General features: G+C 37.7%; 18 protein-coding genes. All 18 read left to right on the top strand.

Annotation, left to right across the window (positions count from 1 at the left end; genetic code table 11):
* Positions 1-13 precede the first annotated feature (13 nt).
* The 18 genes from atpB (at position 14) to GH741_RS14995 (ending at position 17822) form a co-directional block, all read left to right on the top strand.
* Complete coding sequence (gene atpB, locus GH741_RS15080) at positions 14-751, top strand: F0F1 ATP synthase subunit A (protein ID WP_153737585.1); 738 nt, start codon at positions 14-16, stop codon at positions 749-751.
* Positions 752-800: 49 nt separating this feature from the next.
* Positions 801-1013 carry a F0F1 ATP synthase subunit C gene (gene atpE / locus GH741_RS15075; protein WP_153737584.1) on the top strand — a complete coding sequence of 71 codons (213 nt, stop codon included), beginning with the start codon at positions 801-803 and terminating at the stop codon, positions 1011-1013.
* A 174-nt stretch (positions 1014-1187) separates the two neighbouring features.
* A complete protein-coding gene (gene atpF, locus GH741_RS15070) occupies positions 1188-1652 on the top strand; it encodes a F0F1 ATP synthase subunit B (protein ID WP_153737695.1) in 465 nt (154 codons plus the stop codon).
* Positions 1649-2191 carry a F0F1 ATP synthase subunit delta gene (locus GH741_RS15065; protein ID WP_153737583.1) on the top strand — a complete coding sequence of 181 codons (543 nt, stop codon included), beginning with the start codon at positions 1649-1651 and terminating at the stop codon, positions 2189-2191. Before atpF ends, GH741_RS15065 begins: the two co-directional genes overlap by 4 nt.
* Positions 2192-2212: 21 nt before the next feature.
* Positions 2213-3721 (top strand): F0F1 ATP synthase subunit alpha, encoded by a 1509-nt coding sequence (gene atpA / locus GH741_RS15060; protein WP_153737582.1) that lies wholly within the window; start codon positions 2213-2215, stop codon positions 3719-3721.
* Between the two features lie 92 nt (positions 3722-3813).
* On the top strand, positions 3814-4677 hold the full coding sequence (atpG, locus tag GH741_RS15055; protein ID WP_338079481.1) for an ATP synthase F1 subunit gamma: 864 nt from the start codon (positions 3814-3816) through the stop codon (positions 4675-4677).
* A 75-nt stretch (positions 4678-4752) separates the two neighbouring features.
* Positions 4753-6147, top strand: a complete 1395-nt coding sequence (atpD, locus tag GH741_RS15050; protein ID WP_153737581.1) for a F0F1 ATP synthase subunit beta — start codon at positions 4753-4755, stop codon at positions 6145-6147.
* 53 nt (positions 6148-6200) lie between these two features.
* Positions 6201-6602, top strand: coding sequence for a F0F1 ATP synthase subunit epsilon (locus GH741_RS15045; protein WP_153737580.1), 402 nt, complete (start codon positions 6201-6203; stop codon positions 6600-6602).
* Positions 6603-7587: 985 nt separating this feature from the next.
* Positions 7588-7821 (top strand): DUF1146 family protein, encoded by a 234-nt coding sequence (locus tag GH741_RS15040; protein WP_338079502.1) that lies wholly within the window; start codon positions 7588-7590, stop codon positions 7819-7821.
* 103 nt (positions 7822-7924) lie between these two features.
* A complete protein-coding gene (locus GH741_RS15035) occupies positions 7925-8665 on the top strand; it encodes a YwmB family TATA-box binding protein (protein ID WP_153737579.1) in 741 nt (246 codons plus the stop codon).
* Between the two features lie 34 nt (positions 8666-8699).
* Entirely contained in the window at positions 8700-10010 is a 1311-nt protein-coding gene (gene murA / locus GH741_RS15030) for a UDP-N-acetylglucosamine 1-carboxyvinyltransferase (protein ID WP_153737578.1), read from the top strand.
* A 402-nt stretch (positions 10011-10412) separates the two neighbouring features.
* Positions 10413-11330 carry a S66 peptidase family protein gene (locus tag GH741_RS15025; RefSeq protein WP_153737577.1) on the top strand — a complete coding sequence of 306 codons (918 nt, stop codon included), beginning with the start codon at positions 10413-10415 and terminating at the stop codon, positions 11328-11330.
* 164 nt (positions 11331-11494) lie between these two features.
* Positions 11495-12550, top strand: a complete 1056-nt coding sequence (gene spoIID, locus GH741_RS15020) for a stage II sporulation protein D (RefSeq protein WP_240795519.1) — start codon at positions 11495-11497, stop codon at positions 12548-12550.
* A gap of 265 nt (positions 12551-12815) precedes the next feature.
* On the top strand, positions 12816-13658 hold the full coding sequence (locus GH741_RS15015; protein WP_153737576.1) for a stage II sporulation protein SpoIIQ: 843 nt from the start codon (positions 12816-12818) through the stop codon (positions 13656-13658).
* Between the two features lie 325 nt (positions 13659-13983).
* A complete protein-coding gene (locus GH741_RS15010; RefSeq protein ID WP_153737575.1) occupies positions 13984-15009 on the top strand; it encodes an AimR family lysis-lysogeny pheromone receptor in 1026 nt (341 codons plus the stop codon).
* A gap of 341 nt (positions 15010-15350) precedes the next feature.
* The gene (gene spoIIID, locus GH741_RS15005; RefSeq protein ID WP_338079480.1) at positions 15351-15635 is read left to right on the top strand and encodes a sporulation transcriptional regulator SpoIIID; all 285 of its coding nucleotides are present in this window, start codon (positions 15351-15353) and stop codon (positions 15633-15635) included.
* A gap of 260 nt (positions 15636-15895) precedes the next feature.
* Positions 15896-16897, top strand: a complete 1002-nt coding sequence (gene mreB / locus GH741_RS15000; protein WP_153737573.1) for a rod shape-determining protein — start codon at positions 15896-15898, stop codon at positions 16895-16897.
* A gap of 100 nt (positions 16898-16997) precedes the next feature.
* On the top strand, positions 16998-17822 hold the full coding sequence (locus GH741_RS14995) for a flagellar hook-basal body protein (RefSeq protein WP_153737572.1): 825 nt from the start codon (positions 16998-17000) through the stop codon (positions 17820-17822).
* The last annotated feature ends 5 nt before the right edge of the window (positions 17823-17827 follow it).

Here is a 17827-nt window from a genome sequence, read left to right as displayed (position 1 = left end):
AGAGGTGAAGGAATTGGATCACAAATCGCCGATGCTCTATGATTTATGGGGTATTTCATGGCTTGACTTCAACCTATCCACGTCTGCAATGACTATTATTGCATCAATCATTGTATTTGTTATTTGCGTGTTAGCAAGCCGTAAACTTCAAATGAAACCGACTGGATTTCAAAATTTTATGGAGTGGGTAGTAGATTTTGTAAAAGGAATCGTCGGAGACACGATGGATTGGAAAACTGGTAAAGTATTCTTGCCCTTAGGTCTTACCCTGCTGGTATATATCTTTATCAGCAACATCCTAGGTGTTATCACTATGGGTGTGTTTGGTAGTCAAGGTGCCGATTACTTATGGTGGAAATCACCAACCTCAGATGCCGGTCTTACATTAACTTTATCCACGATGGTTATTGTTTTAACGCACTTTTATGGAATCAAAATTAGAGGTGTAAAGGCATACGGTAAAACCTTTATCGAACCTGTACCATTTCTATTTCCATTAAAAGTAGTTGAGGAAATTGCAAATACCTTAACACTAGGTTTACGTCTATTTGGTAATATTTTTGCCGGTGAGATACTACTTTCATTAATCGCAAAATTAGCATTATCATTTGGCGCTATTAGTATCGTAGGAGCACTTCTTCCTATGCTCGCGTGGCAAGGATTTAGTCTCTTTATTGGAGCAATCCAAGCGTTTATTTTCGTCATGTTAACAATGGTTTACATGTCTCACAAGGTGAGTTCAGAGCACTAAAATGTTTAATAAAATTATAAGGTATATATTCTAAAGGAGGAAATTTATAATGGGAGCTTTAGCAGCTGCAATAGCAGTAGGATTAGCGGCACTTGGTGCTGGTTTAGGTAACGGAATGATCGTAAGTCGTACAGTTGAGGGGATCGCTCGTCAACCAGAACTTCGCGGACCACTTCAAACAACAATGTTTATCGGTGTAGCACTAGTAGAGGCGATTCCAATTTTCGCCGTTGTAATTGCATTTATGGTTATGGGTCAATAATAAAGTATTGATATAAAATGGCGAAGTTCGTCTAAGACAACCTTCGCCATTCCTTTATGTTTTATATGGTTTTGAACAAAGAAAGATGGATAGTTGAAAGGAGTGAATACTGTGCAATCATATGCAAGTTACCTTGTTATAGGTGCTGAGGTTGGTGGTTTACACGTAGGTAGTATGCTTGTCCAACTTGTTTCCTTTTTAATACTATTGGCCCTTTTAAAGAAGTATGCATGGGGACCATTGATGAACAAAATGGAAGAACGTGAAAATCATATTTCAAGTGAAATTGATATAGCTGAAAAGAATCGTACAGAAGCTGAAAAAGCGTCTCGTGAAGCTTCAGAAGAGTTAAAGAAAACTCGTCAGGAAGCACAATCAATTATCGAAGAAGCAAAACTTGCTGGTCAACAGCAAGAGCAAAAGATTATTGAAGCGGCACGCACGGCTGCAGAGAATATTAAAAAGTCTGCACAAGAAGATATCGAAAAAGAAACAGAAAAAGCAATTCAGGCTCTTCAGGACCAGGTTGCAACATTATCTGTTCAAATTGCAAGCAAAGTAATTGAGAAAGAAATTAATGCACAGGATCAAGAGAAATTGATCAGTGAGTACATTAAAGAGCTAGGAGAAGGACGATGAGTAAAGCAAATGTTTCAAAACGTTATGCAGAGGCTCTTTTTCAACTAGCACAAGAAAAAAATAAATTGGATTTCCTAGAACCAGAACTCCTAATTGTTAAAGAAGTTTTTTATAATAACAAGGAGTTAAATGCATTCTTAAAGCATCCAAAAGTCAATAGTGATAAAAAGAAACAGCTTATCGATGAAGCTTTTAAAGGTTTTTCTTCAGAAGTAATCAATACACTTAAGGTGCTTGTTGATCGTAACAATGAAGAAGCTATATCATCCGTTGTTGATCATTTTATTGCATTAGTACATGATGCGAAGAGAATTGCAGAAGCAAAGGTATATTCGATACGCGAGCTTTCGGATGATGAGAAAAAGCAGTTGTCGGATGTATTTTCGAAAAAGCTTAACTTAAAGACTTTGACTATTGATAATCACGTTGATCCAACCATTCTTGGGGGAATTAAACTTAAGATAGGTAATACGATTTTCGATGGCACAATTAAAGGCAAGTTAGAGCGACTCGAACGCAATATAGTATCTGCTAATTAACAATGATAGGGGTGAAATGGCATGAGCATTAAAGCTGAAGAAATCAGTGCGCTGATTAAACAGCAAATTGAAAATTACGAATCTGACATTGAAGTCAATAATGTTGGTACAGTTATCGAAATTGGTGACGGTATCGCACGTGCTCATGGACTAGACGATGTTATGTCTGGTGAGCTTGTTGAATTCTCAAACGGTGTCATGGGAATGGCACAGAACTTGGAAGAAAGTAATGTCGGTATTGTTATTTTAGGACCATATACAGAGATTCGTGAAGGTGACGAAGTTCGTCGTACTGGTCGTATTATGGAAGTGCCAGTTGGAGAAGAGCTTTTAGGACGTGTAGTTAACCCGCTTGGACAACCAATTGACGGAAGAGGTCCAATTGAAACAAGCAAAACACGCCCAATTGAATCCCCGGCACCTGGTGTTATGGATCGTAAATCCGTACATGAGCCAGTGCAAACTGGAATTAAAGCGATCGATGCGTTAGTACCAATTGGTCGTGGTCAGCGTGAGCTTATTATTGGTGACCGTCAAACAGGTAAAACAACTGTTGCGATCGATGCAATCTTAAACCAACAAGGCCAAAATATGATTTGTATCTATGTTGCCATTGGACAAAAAGATTCGACAGTTCGTGGAACAGTTGAAACTTTCCGTAAGCATGGTGCCCTAGATTACACAATCGTTGTAAACGCTGGTGCATCTGAACCAGCACCACTTCAATACCTAGCACCATATGCTGGCGTATCAATGGGTGAAGAATTCATGTACAACGGCAAGCACGTACTAGTAGTATATGATGACTTATCTAAACAAGCGAATGCTTACCGTGAGTTATCACTACTATTAAAGCGTCCTCCAGGCCGTGAAGCATTCCCAGGGGATGTATTCTACTTACACTCTCGTTTATTAGAACGAGCAGCTAAGTTAAGTGACGCATTAGGTGGTGGGTCTTTAACAGCCCTTCCATTCGTTGAAACACAAGCTGGTGACATTTCAGCTTATATTCCAACAAACGTTATTTCCATCACTGATGGACAAATTTTCTTGCAGTCTGACCTGTTCTTCTCTGGTGTACGTCCTGCTATCAACCCAGGTCTATCAGTATCACGTGTTGGTGGTTCAGCTCAAATCAAAGCAATGAAAAAGGTTGCTGGTACACTTCGTCTAGACCTAGCGTCTTACCGTGAACTAGAATCATTCGCTCAATTTGGTTCTGACCTTGATAAAGCAACACAAGCTAAACTTAACCGTGGTGCACGTACAGTAGAAGTATTAAAACAGGGCTTGCACAAGCCACTTGTAGTTGAAAAACAAGTAATGATTATCTATTCACTAGTTAATGGCTACTTGGATGATATTCCTTTAGAGGATATTACTCGTTTTGAATCAGAGTTTATTAGCTGGTTAGATAACAATAAATCTGATCTTCTAAATTCTATTCGTGACACAGGTAACCTTGGTGAAGCGGCAGACATGAACAGTGCTGTTGAAGAATTCAAGAAAATATTTGTTGTCTCAGTTTAATTTTATATAAACGTTTAAAAAGTACAGAGAAACTTTCAGGCTTTTTAACTATCATCTATCGTAATCCTTTTTAGAAAGGACGGTGAACCATAGTGGCGTCTTTAAGAGATATCCAAACCCGGATAAGCTCAACGAAAAAAACTAAACAAATAACTAAAGCAATGCAGATGGTTTCTGGCTCAAAGCTTAATAAAGCAGAAAACAATGCAAAAGCGTTTGTACCATACAGTGAAAAAATACAAGAAGTTGTAACAGGAATCGCTGGTAGTGGCGAGGATGCTGAACATCCAATGTTAAAGCAAAGAGATGTGAAAAAGACGGCATATTTCGTTATCACGTCAGATCGAGGCCTAGCAGGTCCTTACAACAGTAGTATCCTTCGAGCTGTTTATCGTAAGATCCAGGAAACTCACAAATCACAGGACGAATATACGGTGATTGTAGTTGGTCGAGTTGGACGTGACTTTTTTAAGAAGCGTGGAATTCCAATTACCAAAGAAGTTATCGGACTTGCTGATCAACCGGATTTCTCGGATATTAAAGATCTTACTTCTGAGACAGTACAATTATATATCGATGAAGAAATTGATGAGTTAGTCATTTTCTACAACCACTATATAAGTGCAATCTCACTAGAAGTAACTTCTAAAAAACTATTACCTCTTACAAATCTAGTTGAAGGTAGTAGCAAAGCAACAAGCGCATATGAGTACGAGCCGAATCAAGAAGAGATTCTGAATGTACTATTACCACAGTATGCTGAGAGCTTAATTTATGGTGCTTTATTAGACAGTAAAGCAAGTGAACATGCTTCACGTATGACGGCAATGCAAAGTGCTACAGACAATGCAAATGATCTAATTGATGATTTATCATTACAATACAACCGAGCACGACAAGCTGCAATCACTCAGGAGATTACTGAGATTGTTGGTGGAGCAGCTGCCCAAGAATAACTCTTCATAATAAGTTTTAGGAACTAAACATCCTGAACACCTATGAAGAATGGAAGAAAGTTAGGAGGGAAATCGATGAGCAAAGGACGCGTTACACAAGTCATGGGACCTGTTGTCGACGTTAAGTTTGATGGACAACTACCCGAAATTTATAACGCATTGCAAGTCCAATTACAGGATGGAAAATCAACCCTTACTTTAGAGGTTGCATTACATCTTGGTGGTGATAGTGTCCGTACAATCGCGATGTCATCTACAGAAGGTATACAGCGTGGTGCGGAAGTAATAGATGCAGGTTCACCAATCACGGTACCTGTTGGTGATGTCACATTGGGTCGTATCTTTAACGTATTAGGCGAGAAGATTGACCTGGATGAAGAATTGTCAGCTGACGTTCGTCGTGATCCAATTCACCGTCCGTCACCAAAGTTTGAGAACTTATCTACAGAAACTGAGATCCTAGAAACAGGTATTAAAGTTGTAGACTTACTAGCTCCTTATATTAAGGGTGGTAAGATTGGTCTATTCGGTGGTGCTGGTGTTGGTAAAACAGTTCTTATTCAAGAGCTTATCAATAACATCGCTCAGGAGCACGGTGGTATTTCCGTTTTCGCTGGTGTAGGTGAGCGTACTCGTGAAGGTAATGACCTTTACTATGAAATGAAAGATTCTGGAGTTATTGAAAAAACAGCGATGGTATTCGGTCAAATGAACGAACCACCTGGAGCACGTATGCGTGTTGCACTAACTGGTCTTACAATGGCGGAATATTTCCGTGATGATCAAGGTCAGGACGTTCTACTGTTTATAGATAACATTTTCCGTTTTACACAAGCAGGTTCAGAGGTTTCTGCCTTACTAGGCCGTATGCCATCTGCCGTTGGTTACCAGCCAACACTTGCTACAGAGATGGGACAATTACAGGAGCGTATTACATCTACGGATAAAGGTTCTGTTACATCGATTCAGGCTATTTACGTACCTGCAGATGACTATACGGATCCGGCGCCAGCAACTACGTTTGCGCACTTAGATGCTACAACAAACCTGGATCGTAAACTATCTGAGCAAGGTATCTATCCTGCCGTGGATCCATTAGCATCCACATCACGTGCTCTTGACCCTGAGGTTGTTGGTGATGAACACTACAACATTGCGCGTGAAGTTCAGCGTACACTACAACGTTATAAAGAATTGCAAGATATCATTGCAATCTTAGGTATGGATGAGTTATCTGATGAAGATAAGCTAACAGTATCACGAGCTCGTCGCGTTCAGTTCTTCTTATCACAGAATTTCCACGTAGCTGAACAGTTTACCGGACAAAAAGGTTCTTATGTTCCAGTACAAGAAACTGTAAAAGGTTTCCAAGAAATTCTTGCAGGAAAATATGATGATCTTCCAGAGGATGCATTCCGCCTAGTTGGTCGTATTGAAGAAGTAGTAGAAAAAGCAAAACAAATGGCATAAAGAAGAGATATTTTTGAAAATATCCTTCATTCCTAGCCCAAGGAGGGGTTGCATTGAAAACACTAACTGTGAGTGTTGTCACTCCTGATGGCCCTATTTTGGAAGATACATTTGAAATGGTAAGCTGTAAGGCGGAGAATGGTGAGCTTGGTATTTTACCAGGACACATTCCACTCGTTGCACCTTTAACAATTAGTGCAGTACGTCTGAAAGGTAACAATGAAACACAAAAAATAGCAGTGAGTGGTGGGTTTCTTGAGGTTAGACCTGATAAGGTAACTATCCTAGCTCAATCTGCTGAAAAACCTTCAGATATTAATGTTGAACGTGCACGTAAAGCAAAAGAACGTGCGGAGCGACGCCTGAAAGCTAAACAAGATGATATTGATTTCAGAAGGGCAGAGTATTCACTTAGACGTGCGATAAATCGTCTTAATGTAGCTAAAAAAGATTAGTTCGCAAAATAAGACTTTAAATCCTAAACCGGATTTAAAGTCTTTTTGTTTTGTTCAATAAGATTGTTGTTTTTGACACAATATCCATAAACTCCGGCGTAACTTACGCCACTTCGGAAATATACTACGCTTTCCGCGGGCGGCTGTTGAGCCTCCTCGTGCTACGCACTGTGGGGTCTCACCTATGCCTTTCCATCCCGCAGGACTTGAATTTTCTTCTTGAATCAACACCGCACGATGAAAATTGGTTTTTATTTTCGAGGAGTCTCCGTATATTTCCTTCGTTGGTATAGTTAGTTGTAGACTATGCATTAAAACAATCAACATCGCATGATGAAAATTGATCTGTAGAGTCGACTACTCGCCGCTTTATTCAACATTCTTATTGCAACTATAATGAAAGGAAGATGGATAAGTACAGCCAAAAGTAGCGTAGTGAAGATCCGCATCTTAGAATAACTTTCTTCTAAAGGCGGTAAAGTCCTTGAGACATAGAACTTGGGATTTTTCTCTTCGATATCAGAACACTGCTACTAGTGAAGGCAGAATACGTAGACTCCTGTGGGAACAGCGCGTTCCGAAGACCCCGGAAGAATCGTTCTTTGATTCTGAGGAGGCTGAGGTCGTGCCCACGGAAAGCGAAGTATTCTGCCGAAACGGTGTATGTCAACAATTAAAAAGAGAAAGTAGAAAGCAAATTACAAACAATAGTTATGACGCATTTCATATCATCTGAGCATCCTAATTAACAACAAAATTTACAAAAATAACCTTTTGTACTTACTCATCCTCATAAAACTAAATCACCAACAAATAATGTCGATATTACCCGGGAAATATCAGCTAATGTCACTATATGTATCATTAGTTTATAAAAAAAATTTAATCCTATAGTCACTAACTATATCAATTGACTTTTAGCGCCAGAAATGTCAATGTTTAATTGGCAAATCTAAAGAAGAATGAAAGAAGGCGTGAGTACATGATAATGCAAACACTAGGCCAAATCGCATTAATAAGTATGATTTCACACATCATTTTTATAATCATTACATGGCAAGTACTACAAGCTGTTAAAATAGATCCATTACTGAAAAAATCACGTGTTTTTGAGGCACGAGTCTTGATGATCTTTTTAACAATTACCATTGGTACAACAGTAAGCAGATTCTTCCTAGACTTCCTACAATGGTCACAGCAATTAAATCTGCTTTTTTAACTCGTCGTCTATTTGTCTAACATTGACGGAAAATAATATGTATATCCACTAACTCTCCAGCCGATACTTATCACAAGTTAAGTAGTTGAAAGGAGAGTTTTTTATGACTGCCAATATAATATCCAAGAAAAATTCGGTATTGCTCGGTTTATTTACTTTCACTTTATTAATCTCTACATATATCCCTTATTCTAGTGCTTCACCTACTCCCTTGCATGAAGTAGATGATATGGTAAGTCTATTAGAACAAGAAAACCTTGTTTTACAAGAATGGGAGTTTATAACGAAAGAAAAAGTGGGTAGACACATGGTATCGGAGATTAAGAGAAAGATTGAAATAGAATTTCAGGGTTCATCATTTAAACTAGAACAAACAGAATCAGCAAAAAAATTCACCATAGAGCCCCATAAAAATGATAGTGTTAACGAATCATTCTTATTGATCGTGCCGACTGACATAAACCATGATGCTGAGTTAATATATAAGCTTTCTGGTACTATTTGGGACGAGTCGATCAGATCCTATTATTCTAGTAAACTAGAAAACATAGTAAATGATATATTTAGTGGGAAATCAACAAAATTCTCTTGTATCTCAGGTCAAACTAATGATATCATTAGTAGTGTTTATTTATTTGATAAAATAATAGAAAAGTTGAATGTTCAACCACTAGATTATATAGAAGAAGATAATTTTGCAGTCCTATCTGGATATACACCTCATTGGAAAAATGTAATTCCCATTTCAGACAAACCGATGAATGTGCAGTTAGCCGCTCGTGAAGGATTGGGCGGAGAAACAACCCTTACAATAGGAACACCTATCATAGCTACTGAATATTAATAATAGTGAAATTGGACGCAGAGGAGAATGAACCTTGGAGAAAATCATCGTCGGTGGTGGAAGGCAGTTAAATGGCACTGTAAAGATCGAAGGAGCCAAAAATGCCGTACTGCCTGTCATCGCAGCAAGTATTATTGCAAGTGAAGGAAAAAGTGTGATTCATGAAGTTCCAGCCCTTGCCGATGTTTTTACAATTAAAGAAGTTTTAAGTAACATGAACGCAGATATAAGTTTTGCAAACAATACAGTAACTGTTGATGCAACACAACCACTTAAAACCGAAGCGCCATTTGAATTCGTGAGAAAAATGCGTGCATCCGTTCTTGTGTTAGGTCCATTACTAGCAAGATACGGTCATGCGAAGGTTGCACTACCTGGGGGCTGTGCAATTGGTTCCCGACCTATTGATCTTCATTTAAAAGGATTTGAAGCTATGGGTGCAAAGGTGCATGTCGGCAACGGATTTGTTGAAGTTTATACAAATGGCCGTTTAAAAGGGGCAAAGATTTATTTAGACGTTCCAAGTGTAGGTGCCACAGAAAACATTATGATGGCTGCTGCATTAGCAGATGGTAAAACCATCTTAGAGAACTGCGCTAAAGAACCAGAAATTGTTGACTTAGCAAATTTCCTTAACAAGATGGGTGCTAAAGTAGTTGGTGCAGGAACAGAGATAATTAAAATTGAAGGGGTAAAAACCCTTCATGGTGCAGAGCACACAATTATCCCAGACCGTATTGAAGCAGGGACATTTATGGTTGCAGCAGCTATTACAGGCGGAAATGTCTTGGTAAAAGGTGCTGAACTAGAGCATATGCGTTCTTTAGTTTCTAAAATGGAAGAAATGGGTGTAAAAATAATAGAAGAGCCAGACGGTCTTCGAGTAATTGGACCTAAAACTCTAATAGCAACTGATTTAAAAACATTACCTCACCCAGGCTTTCCAACGGATATGCAGTCGCAAATGATGGCATTGATGTTAAATGCTAAAGGCACAAGTGTGATTACAGAAACCGTATTCGAAAACCGCTTCATGCATGTGGAAGAATTCCGTCGCATGAATGCCAAGCTAAAGATTGAGGGCCGTAGTGTTATTGTCGAAGGTCCAGTAATATTGCAAGGAGCTGAAGTTGCTGCAACGGATTTAAGAGCAGGTGCAGCATTAATTCTAGCAGGATTGACTGCAGAAGGTTACACCCGTGTAACTGAATTAAAACACCTGGATCGTGGTTATGTAAATTTAACTGAAAAATTCGCACAACTTGGCGCAGATATTGAACGTGTCGATGATGAGGAAAATATTATCATTGATGCAACCACACATGAGCATAGCTCTGTATCTTAATAAAACAATGACAAAGGCTACCGACTAAGGTAGTCTTTGTTTTTGCTTTAAATAAATATGCGACGGGACTTTTTGCTTTCCACCTTCTTTTTTAATTGGCTGCTATGCACTGCTTCGACAGATTACTTCATAGCAATACATCGCACAAAGAAAATCAACATTACAGTTCCCTCACAATTCATAGATTTTGTAATGCATACAACAATCTTTCTATAATCAGACTAAACAAATAACCCCCTGTAACTCCATTACCTAATGTATTAACTTCCTCCTGCAATAGTTCGGGCACTTTTCAACATTTCACGAATAAACTAATCACAATCGTCATAGTTATGAAGTAGTGTGTTTAATTAACAAATTTAAGAAACGAAATACGAAACTAAAGAAGGTCAGAGGTGGACAATGATCTTACCGAAAAGAATTACACGCGGAGATACGGTTGGAGTAATTGCACCAGCAAGTCCCCCAAATTATGAAAATTTGCAAAAGGGGATAACATTCTTACAATCATTAGGATTACACGTTAAAGTTGGCGAGCGTCTTAAAAGCACATACGGCTATCTTGCCGGCACTGATCAGGAACGGATAGATGATTTACACTCAATGTTTGCTGATCAGTCTGTAAAGGCCGTTATATGCGCTTGCGGAGGTTATGGGACTGCTAGAATATCAGATAAACTAAATTACCGACTAATTGCTAACAATCCGAAAATTTTTTGGGGATACAGTGATATTACCTATTTACATACAGCAATCAACCAAGAAACAGGATTAGTAACTTTTCACGGTCCGATGATCAGCTCCGATTTAGCAAAAAAGGATTTTGACCAATTATCGAAGCAAATGTTTCTTCAATTATTTGAACCCACCCAAATTATCTATACAGAACAACTATCTAGCTTGCAGGTAGTAGCAAAGGGCGAAACAGTAGCTGAAATCATCGGTGGGAACTTAACGTTAATCACAAGCACCTTAGGGACTAGATACGAAGTCAACACAAAAGGAAAGATACTTTTAATTGAAGATGTCGATGAAGCCCCATATCGGATTGACTCAATGCTTAATCAGTTACAACTTGCAGGTAAATTAGACGATGCAGCAGGAATTGTTATTGGCAATTTTAAACATGCAGTGGCCAAAAACGAACTTCCCTCGCTAAGCTTGGATCAAGTGCTAGATACTTATTTTGCTAATTTATCCAAACCAGTAATGAAAGGATTTAACATTGGTCATTGCATTCCTAATATTGCAATACCTTTAGGTAAAGCAAAACTATCAACGAATGATAAGAAATTAATAATAGCCCCAGGAGTAATTTAGTAGTCTGTCAATAGCCGAATGCCACAGTACATGGTTCAGCTTGTCTATTATCTATGAAACGAAGTAACAACCTGTCTATGTTTATTCTCTTAAAATTCTAGTTCTATTGCTAACTCTAACTGTATAGATTTAATAATAGAACGTACTAGAGAAGGAGGCCACCTATGAAAAAAATGAAAAAGCATCGAAATACAAAGGAGTGGAAAAGACCAAGTATTATTATCATTGCAAGTTTATTTTTAATTATCCTAGTGATCCCATCAGTTATTGTTGTGCCATTCATACAATCGGGTGGAAATCAAACTAAATCAGTTGATACATTAGCAACTGTAGCGGAACCAGAGAAGCTAAAGGATAGTGATTCGGCTTTTTCGGTAAAAGTGTTTCGAACTAAAACCGAAGAAACGGAAACAGTTCCATTAGAGGAGTATGTTACTAGGGTGGTTGCTTCTGAAATGCCAGCTGAATTTGAAATGGAAGCTTTAAAAGCACAAGCTCTAGCAGCAAGGACATATATAGTTAACTACTTAATGTATAGTGATATTGATTTGCCACAAGACTCAGATGTAACAGATACTGTACAACACCAAGTATATAAAAGTGATGAAGAACTGCGTGAACAGGAAGGTACAGAATATAACTGGACAATAAATAGAATTAAAGAAGCTGTAGTTGCAACAAAGGGTCAAATCATCACCTACGAAGGTGTGCCGATAACACCTGCATTCTTCTCGACGAGTAATGGGTACACAGAAGACTCAGAAAAATATTGGCAAAATGAATTACCATATTTAAGAAGCGTTGAAAGCTCATGGGATTTGGATTCCCCAAAATTTTTGGATCAAAAAGTTTTAACAGTTGCCCAAGTAGAACAATTGTTAGGAGTTAAAATTGATCAATCAGCTGAAAATGTTTTTGAAATAAAGCGAACAGAAAGCAATCGAGTTGCAGAAATAAAGTTGGGTGGAAAATCATTTACAGGAAGAGAAATACGTGAAAGTTTAGATCTTCGTTCCAGTGATTTTAAAGTGGAACAGAAGAATGAACATATGATATTTACAACAAAAGGGTTTGGTCACGGTGTTGGAATGAGTCAGTATGGTGCCAATGGAATGGCCAAGGAAGGTAAGAACTATACAGAAATAGTAACCTATTACTATCAGGGTGCAGAAGTAGCTCAAGTTGACTCTACAGCCCCTAAACTATCTGCACGAAATTAATAATAGTCTAGTTAGAGAGAATCACTCCTATGTGGTTCTCTTTTTTTTTTTTTAGAATATTATTCGGATAAAAGCTAGCATTACCATAGCTACTCTACCAGAAAAGCAACCAAATGAAAGTAGATAAATTCCGCAATAAATTAAGTTTTTAAAAATAAAATGTATAATTTGAAACGTTTGTCGAAAAATAAGTATAAAAAATTTTTATGAATAATGTATATAACTTCCTTTTTCTGATCAGAATGATTGCTGAGGTGATGATTCAATGAATGAGGAAAACAAGAACGTTTCAAAAAATGGTTGGAAACGGATCTTCGGTAAAAAATGGTTTTTTCCAGCAGTATATCTTACAGTCGCGGCATTACTATTAACAGGAGTCTTATGGTATCAAAATCTAGATAATCAATTACCAGGGGCGAATGAAGATTCTGAACAGCAACTCGACAACGAGTATCTTGGCCAAAACCCAGCTGGCTTTGATGAAGAATCTGAAGCAGTAATGGAGCAACAGGAAGTATTGAAGATGCCTGTAGTGGAAGAAAGCCAAGCAGAAATTGTAACAAAGTTTTACGACTATGACGCAGATAGTGAGGATCAATTACAAGCACTTGTTCTATACAACAATAAATACTATCAAAGCAAAGGCGTTGATATTGCATCTGCTGATGGAGAAGTGTTTGATGTAACTGCTTCGTTAAGTGGTACAGTAACAGAAGTAAAAGAAGATCCACTTTTAGGTCATGTCGTTAAAATTGAGCATCAGAATGGCATTATGACGTATTATGCAAGCTTACAGGATGTACTTGTAGAAACAGGTGCAAAAGTAAAGCAAGGTGATACGATTGGTTCAGCTGGTCAAAACTTGTTTAGTCAAGCAAGTGGAACCCACGTTCATTTTGAAGTACGAAAAGACGATGCACCAGTTAATCCAGAACAGTATTTCAATCAGCCAGTAAGTCAGCTGGAGGTTCCAAGCAATCAGCAAGATAATACAGATCAAGGTACTGAAGAAACAGACCAAGATTCTGAAGATGAAACCGGTGGAGATGCTGATGAAGAAACTAGTAGTACAAACACAGAATCTTCTGCAGCTATGGCAAACGCATAATAATATAAAGACTTATTCAAAAATACCTTTAGGGCAACCCTAAGGGTATTTTTGTGTTTTTAGAAAATTTATCCTGATACCATAAAAAGGAAAAAAATTAGACCCTGAGTATCGGGAAAATAGAATGGTAAGAATTAAATGTGTCTAAAAGCGGTACTTTTCTACTATTGTTTTTAGTCCAATAGTCCGGTAATGTCGAATTAACACGAAAAATATGATTTTTTTGTTGAATTAAATTTAATATATGAAATAATAGAATAATAATTTGAATTTTTAATTTTTTAAGTTCAATATCCGGCTTCTTTATAAACGGGGAGGGTGAGCCATGAATGCATATATATCTAAACTAAATATGCAAAAAGACTCACATAGCGATATAAACAATTACATGAGTCTAGATCAGTTCGTAACAATGTTTAAATTAAGCAGTAATGAGAGAACAATGATAGAACAAACAAAAGAATTTTGTTTGCAGTCCAAAGTATCAACAGTCCGACGTACCGGAATGGAATTTTTATATATGAATGGATGTTACGGTGATTTAAAAGAATTAATTGTGAAAAATAAGCAAAGCTTAAATTCAATTGATCGAAAATGGGGACAGGTTTACGAGCTGCTCTTGGCTTCAAAAGAAAATTCACTACCATTACATGATATCGTGGAACAAATACATAACATAAATACAAATATCCCTGAACTGAAGTGTCTGTTATACCTAGTTAGAATAGATCTAGATTATTTATCTAATAAATTCAATAGTCTCGGTTATTACCTAGATGATATAAACGATTTAATTTCGGAAATAGAAAACCCCCTATTATCCTCACTCTATAAAACGAGATTAAATGGCTTATTATTTATGTACTACTGGAAACGTAATGAGTTGATTCTAGCAAGAAAGCATGCGTACCGAGCAATTAATGATACATTAAGCTTTGAAAGAAAGGCTAGAGTACATCTAAACCTAGGACTTACTTTTATCTTCGAAGACTTTTATGCATCGATTAACCATCTGCAGGAATCGTTAAAGATTGCTGAGAAGTTTAATATGAATCATATTGTAAATAGTATTAAGCAGAGGAATTATCCATTTGTGTGTGCTCACTTTGGACATGTAACTAATGTACTAACAGATGACCTTAGTGAAAAGGCTCACATAGAAATTGCAAAAGGGAACGTAAAAGGGGCACAAACAATTTTACAAACGTTGCCATCAACACCCTTTAGAAAGTATTACTTAGGTTTAGCTACTAATAGTGAAGAACTTCTAAGGGATGCTTACAATGAATTTATCAATACAAGAAGTGATTACTTCTTTGCCAAATTGCCACTTATTGCCTTAAACAAATAAGTTCTTATACGTAAATTAGCCTTGCCAAAAATATTGGTGAGGCTTTTTATTTTGGGCTACTATCTAGTGTTTATGCTACTTCATAGTTAAATAGGGCTAGTCCATCAATGCTTGTCAACATGATTAACTTGTCAGATATGAATATTTTTATTCATATTCATTGATTTCTGATAATAAAATGTTACAAACCAAGCAATCAAGAAAGATCTAAGGTGAGAGAGTGTAGGGTGAATCAACTAACAGCGCCACACTTTTTTGTACATATAATAGTATATTTGCACTATTCTCAGTAGCCAGCCTCATTTCACACCTTGGACATCCAACTCAGGGAGGCGAGTGGTGTGCATGATTACATCAAAGAGAGAACAATCAAAATTGGAAAACATCTCGTAGAAACAAAGAAAACTGTACGGGTTATTGCGAAAGAATTTGGTGTTTCTAAAAGTACAGTTCACAAAGATTTAACGGAAAGGTTGCCAGAAATAAACCCCGAGCTAGCTATTGAAGTGAAGAATATCCTCGACCATCATAAGGCAATCCGTCATTTGCGCGGTGGCGAAGCAACAAAAATGAAATATAAACTTAACTCGCAATCCGAGAAAGCTCCAATTGAGCCGGTAGGTTAACTTTAGGATTAATTCCTCCTTAAGGTAAATCAAGTTCCCCCTTCTTCTAGAGGAGACCCATCTAAACAGGTCGTGCAGGCAGTAAGTATTCATTTGTTGTCTGCAATCCTCTTCCAATCCAAAAGTCCATATGACAATAGCTTACTTTTTATCGTAAAATTTAACTAAAAAATCCAATTTATGATATTATATATAATTAGAGGCATTGTGTTCACGAACGGATACATAGCAACTAAATTAGGCAGGGAGGATCGAAACTCATGTTTTCTAGGGATATTGGAATAGATCTTGGAACAGCTAACGTATTAATACATGTAAAAGGCAAAGGAATTGTACTTAATGAGCCCTCGGTTGTTGCCATGGATCGTACAACTGGTAGGGTACTTGAAGTTGGAGAAGAAGCACGACGAATGGTTGGACGTACACCCGGAAATATTGAAGCAATTCGTCCATTAAAAGATGGGGTAATTGCAGACTTTGATGTGACAGAAGCGATGCTAAAATACTTTATTAATAAAATAAAAGTTCGCGGATTCTTTTCCAAACCTCGTATGCTAATTTGTTGCCCAACTAACATTACCAAAGTCGAACAAAAGGCAATCAAAGAAGCAGCAGAAAAATCTGGTGGAAAACGAGTTTATCTAGAAGAAGAGCCTAAGGTAGCTGCTATTGGTGCTGGGATGGATATATTCCAACCTAGTGGTAATATGGTAATTGATATTGGTGGTGGAACCACTGATGTTGCCGTTCTATCCATGGGGGATATTGTTACGGCACAGTCAATTAAAATGGCTGGGGATAAATTTGATGCTGAAATACTTAATTATGTGAAACGAAAATATAAATTGTTAATTGGTGAACGGACTTCTGAAGATATTAAGATTAATGTAGCAACTGTATTTCCTGGAGGACGCAATGAGAAAATTGATATTCGTGGCCGGGATATGGTAAGTGGACTGCCACGCACTATTACGATTGAATCATCTGAAGTAGAAGAGGCTCTAAAAGAATCAGTTGCACTAATCGTCCAAGCTGCTAAAACGGTTTTAGAACAAACACCTCCAGAGCTGTCTGCGGATATAATTGACCGCGGTGTAATTTTAACTGGTGGAGGAGCATTGTTACACGGATTGGATCAGTTACTGTCTGAGGAGCTTAAAGTTCCGGTTTTATTAGCGGACGAGCCCATGAATTGTGTTGCAAAAGGGACAGGTATCATGTTAGAAAACATTGATAAAATTGAACGTAAAAAGTTTGGCTAATAGTGAGTAAACAGTAGATACATTGAACGAAATTTGTTGGAACCTATTGCTGTATGGAAATTATTCAGTTTTGATTGATTCGTTAGGGGAGGGTAAAACAATGTTAAGAGGGTATTATACAGCCGCAGCAGGAATGATTGCACAGCAACGTCGTCAAGAGACGTTATCAAACAACATGGCCAATGCGTTGACACCTGGCTATAAACAGGATCAAGCAACATTACGCGCATTTCCAGAACTCTTAATTGAGCGTATGGAGTCTAAAAAACTTCCAACATCAACGAACATGAATATACCAATGCAGACCCGAATAGGTTCTATAAATACTGGAGTATATGTACAAGAAACCATTCCGGATTTTACTCAAGGTTCCTTGAAAGAAACAGGTGTTTCGACAGATATGGCCATTGTGAATGGCACGATTGCAGATCCTGAAGGTAATCTCTTTTTCACCATTCAAAATCAAGATGGTGAAGAAAGGTACACGAGAAATGGAAATTTCACTGTTGATGGACAGGGATTTCTAGTTTCAAATCATGGGCATTACGTGCTAGATCAAGCAGGTAACCCAATAGCAACTGGTGGATTGGAATTTAACCTAACTGCAGAAGGAATGATTCAACTAGGCAATCAGAACATCCCTTTAGGAGTAGCATACAGTCAGAACGCTAATAATTTAGTGAAAGAAGGCCAAGATTTGTTTCGACTAGCTGAAGGTGAACAAGCATTACTAGATGCTCGAGTAAATCCTGGGACAACTTTTACGATTCAACAAAAGTTTCTTGAAAACTCAAATGTCGATGCAAATCAGACAATGACAGATATGATGCAGGCATACCGTTCCTTTGAGATGAATCAAAATGTCTTAAAGGCTTACGATCAGAGTATGGATAAGGCCGTTAACGAAATTGCTAGATTAAGGTAGGGAGG

The organism is Aquibacillus halophilus, assembly GCF_009649745.1.
GTDB lineage: Bacteria > Bacillota > Bacilli > Bacillales > Amphibacillaceae > Aquibacillus > Aquibacillus halophilus.
This window is presented reverse-complemented; position numbering and strand designations above follow the sequence as displayed.

What these genes read in the sequence shown, in the direction of transcription:
- atpE (WP_153737584.1), top strand. Translation starts at nt 801, where the DNA reads ATGGGAGCTTTAGCAGCTGCAATAGCAGTAGGATTAGCGGCACTTGGT.
- atpF (WP_153737695.1), top strand. Translation starts at nt 1,188, where the DNA reads ATGCTTGTCCAACTTGTTTCCTTTTTAATACTATTGGCCCTTTTAAAG.
- GH741_RS15065 (WP_153737583.1), top strand. Translation starts at nt 1,649, where the DNA reads ATGAGTAAAGCAAATGTTTCAAAACGTTATGCAGAGGCTCTTTTTCAA.
- atpA (WP_153737582.1), top strand. Translation starts at nt 2,213, where the DNA reads ATGAGCATTAAAGCTGAAGAAATCAGTGCGCTGATTAAACAGCAAATT.
- atpD (WP_153737581.1), top strand. Translation starts at nt 4,753, where the DNA reads ATGAGCAAAGGACGCGTTACACAAGTCATGGGACCTGTTGTCGACGTT.
- GH741_RS15035 (WP_153737579.1), top strand. Translation starts at nt 7,925, where the DNA reads ATGACTGCCAATATAATATCCAAGAAAAATTCGGTATTGCTCGGTTTA.
- GH741_RS15025 (WP_153737577.1), top strand. Translation starts at nt 10,413, where the DNA reads ATGATCTTACCGAAAAGAATTACACGCGGAGATACGGTTGGAGTAATT.
- spoIID (WP_240795519.1), top strand. Translation starts at nt 11,495, where the DNA reads ATGAAAAAAATGAAAAAGCATCGAAATACAAAGGAGTGGAAAAGACCA.
- GH741_RS15015 (WP_153737576.1), top strand. Translation starts at nt 12,816, where the DNA reads ATGAATGAGGAAAACAAGAACGTTTCAAAAAATGGTTGGAAACGGATC.
- GH741_RS15010 (WP_153737575.1), top strand. Translation starts at nt 13,984, where the DNA reads ATGAATGCATATATATCTAAACTAAATATGCAAAAAGACTCACATAGC.
- mreB (WP_153737573.1), top strand. Translation starts at nt 15,896, where the DNA reads ATGTTTTCTAGGGATATTGGAATAGATCTTGGAACAGCTAACGTATTA.
- GH741_RS14995 (WP_153737572.1), top strand. Translation starts at nt 16,998, where the DNA reads ATGTTAAGAGGGTATTATACAGCCGCAGCAGGAATGATTGCACAGCAA.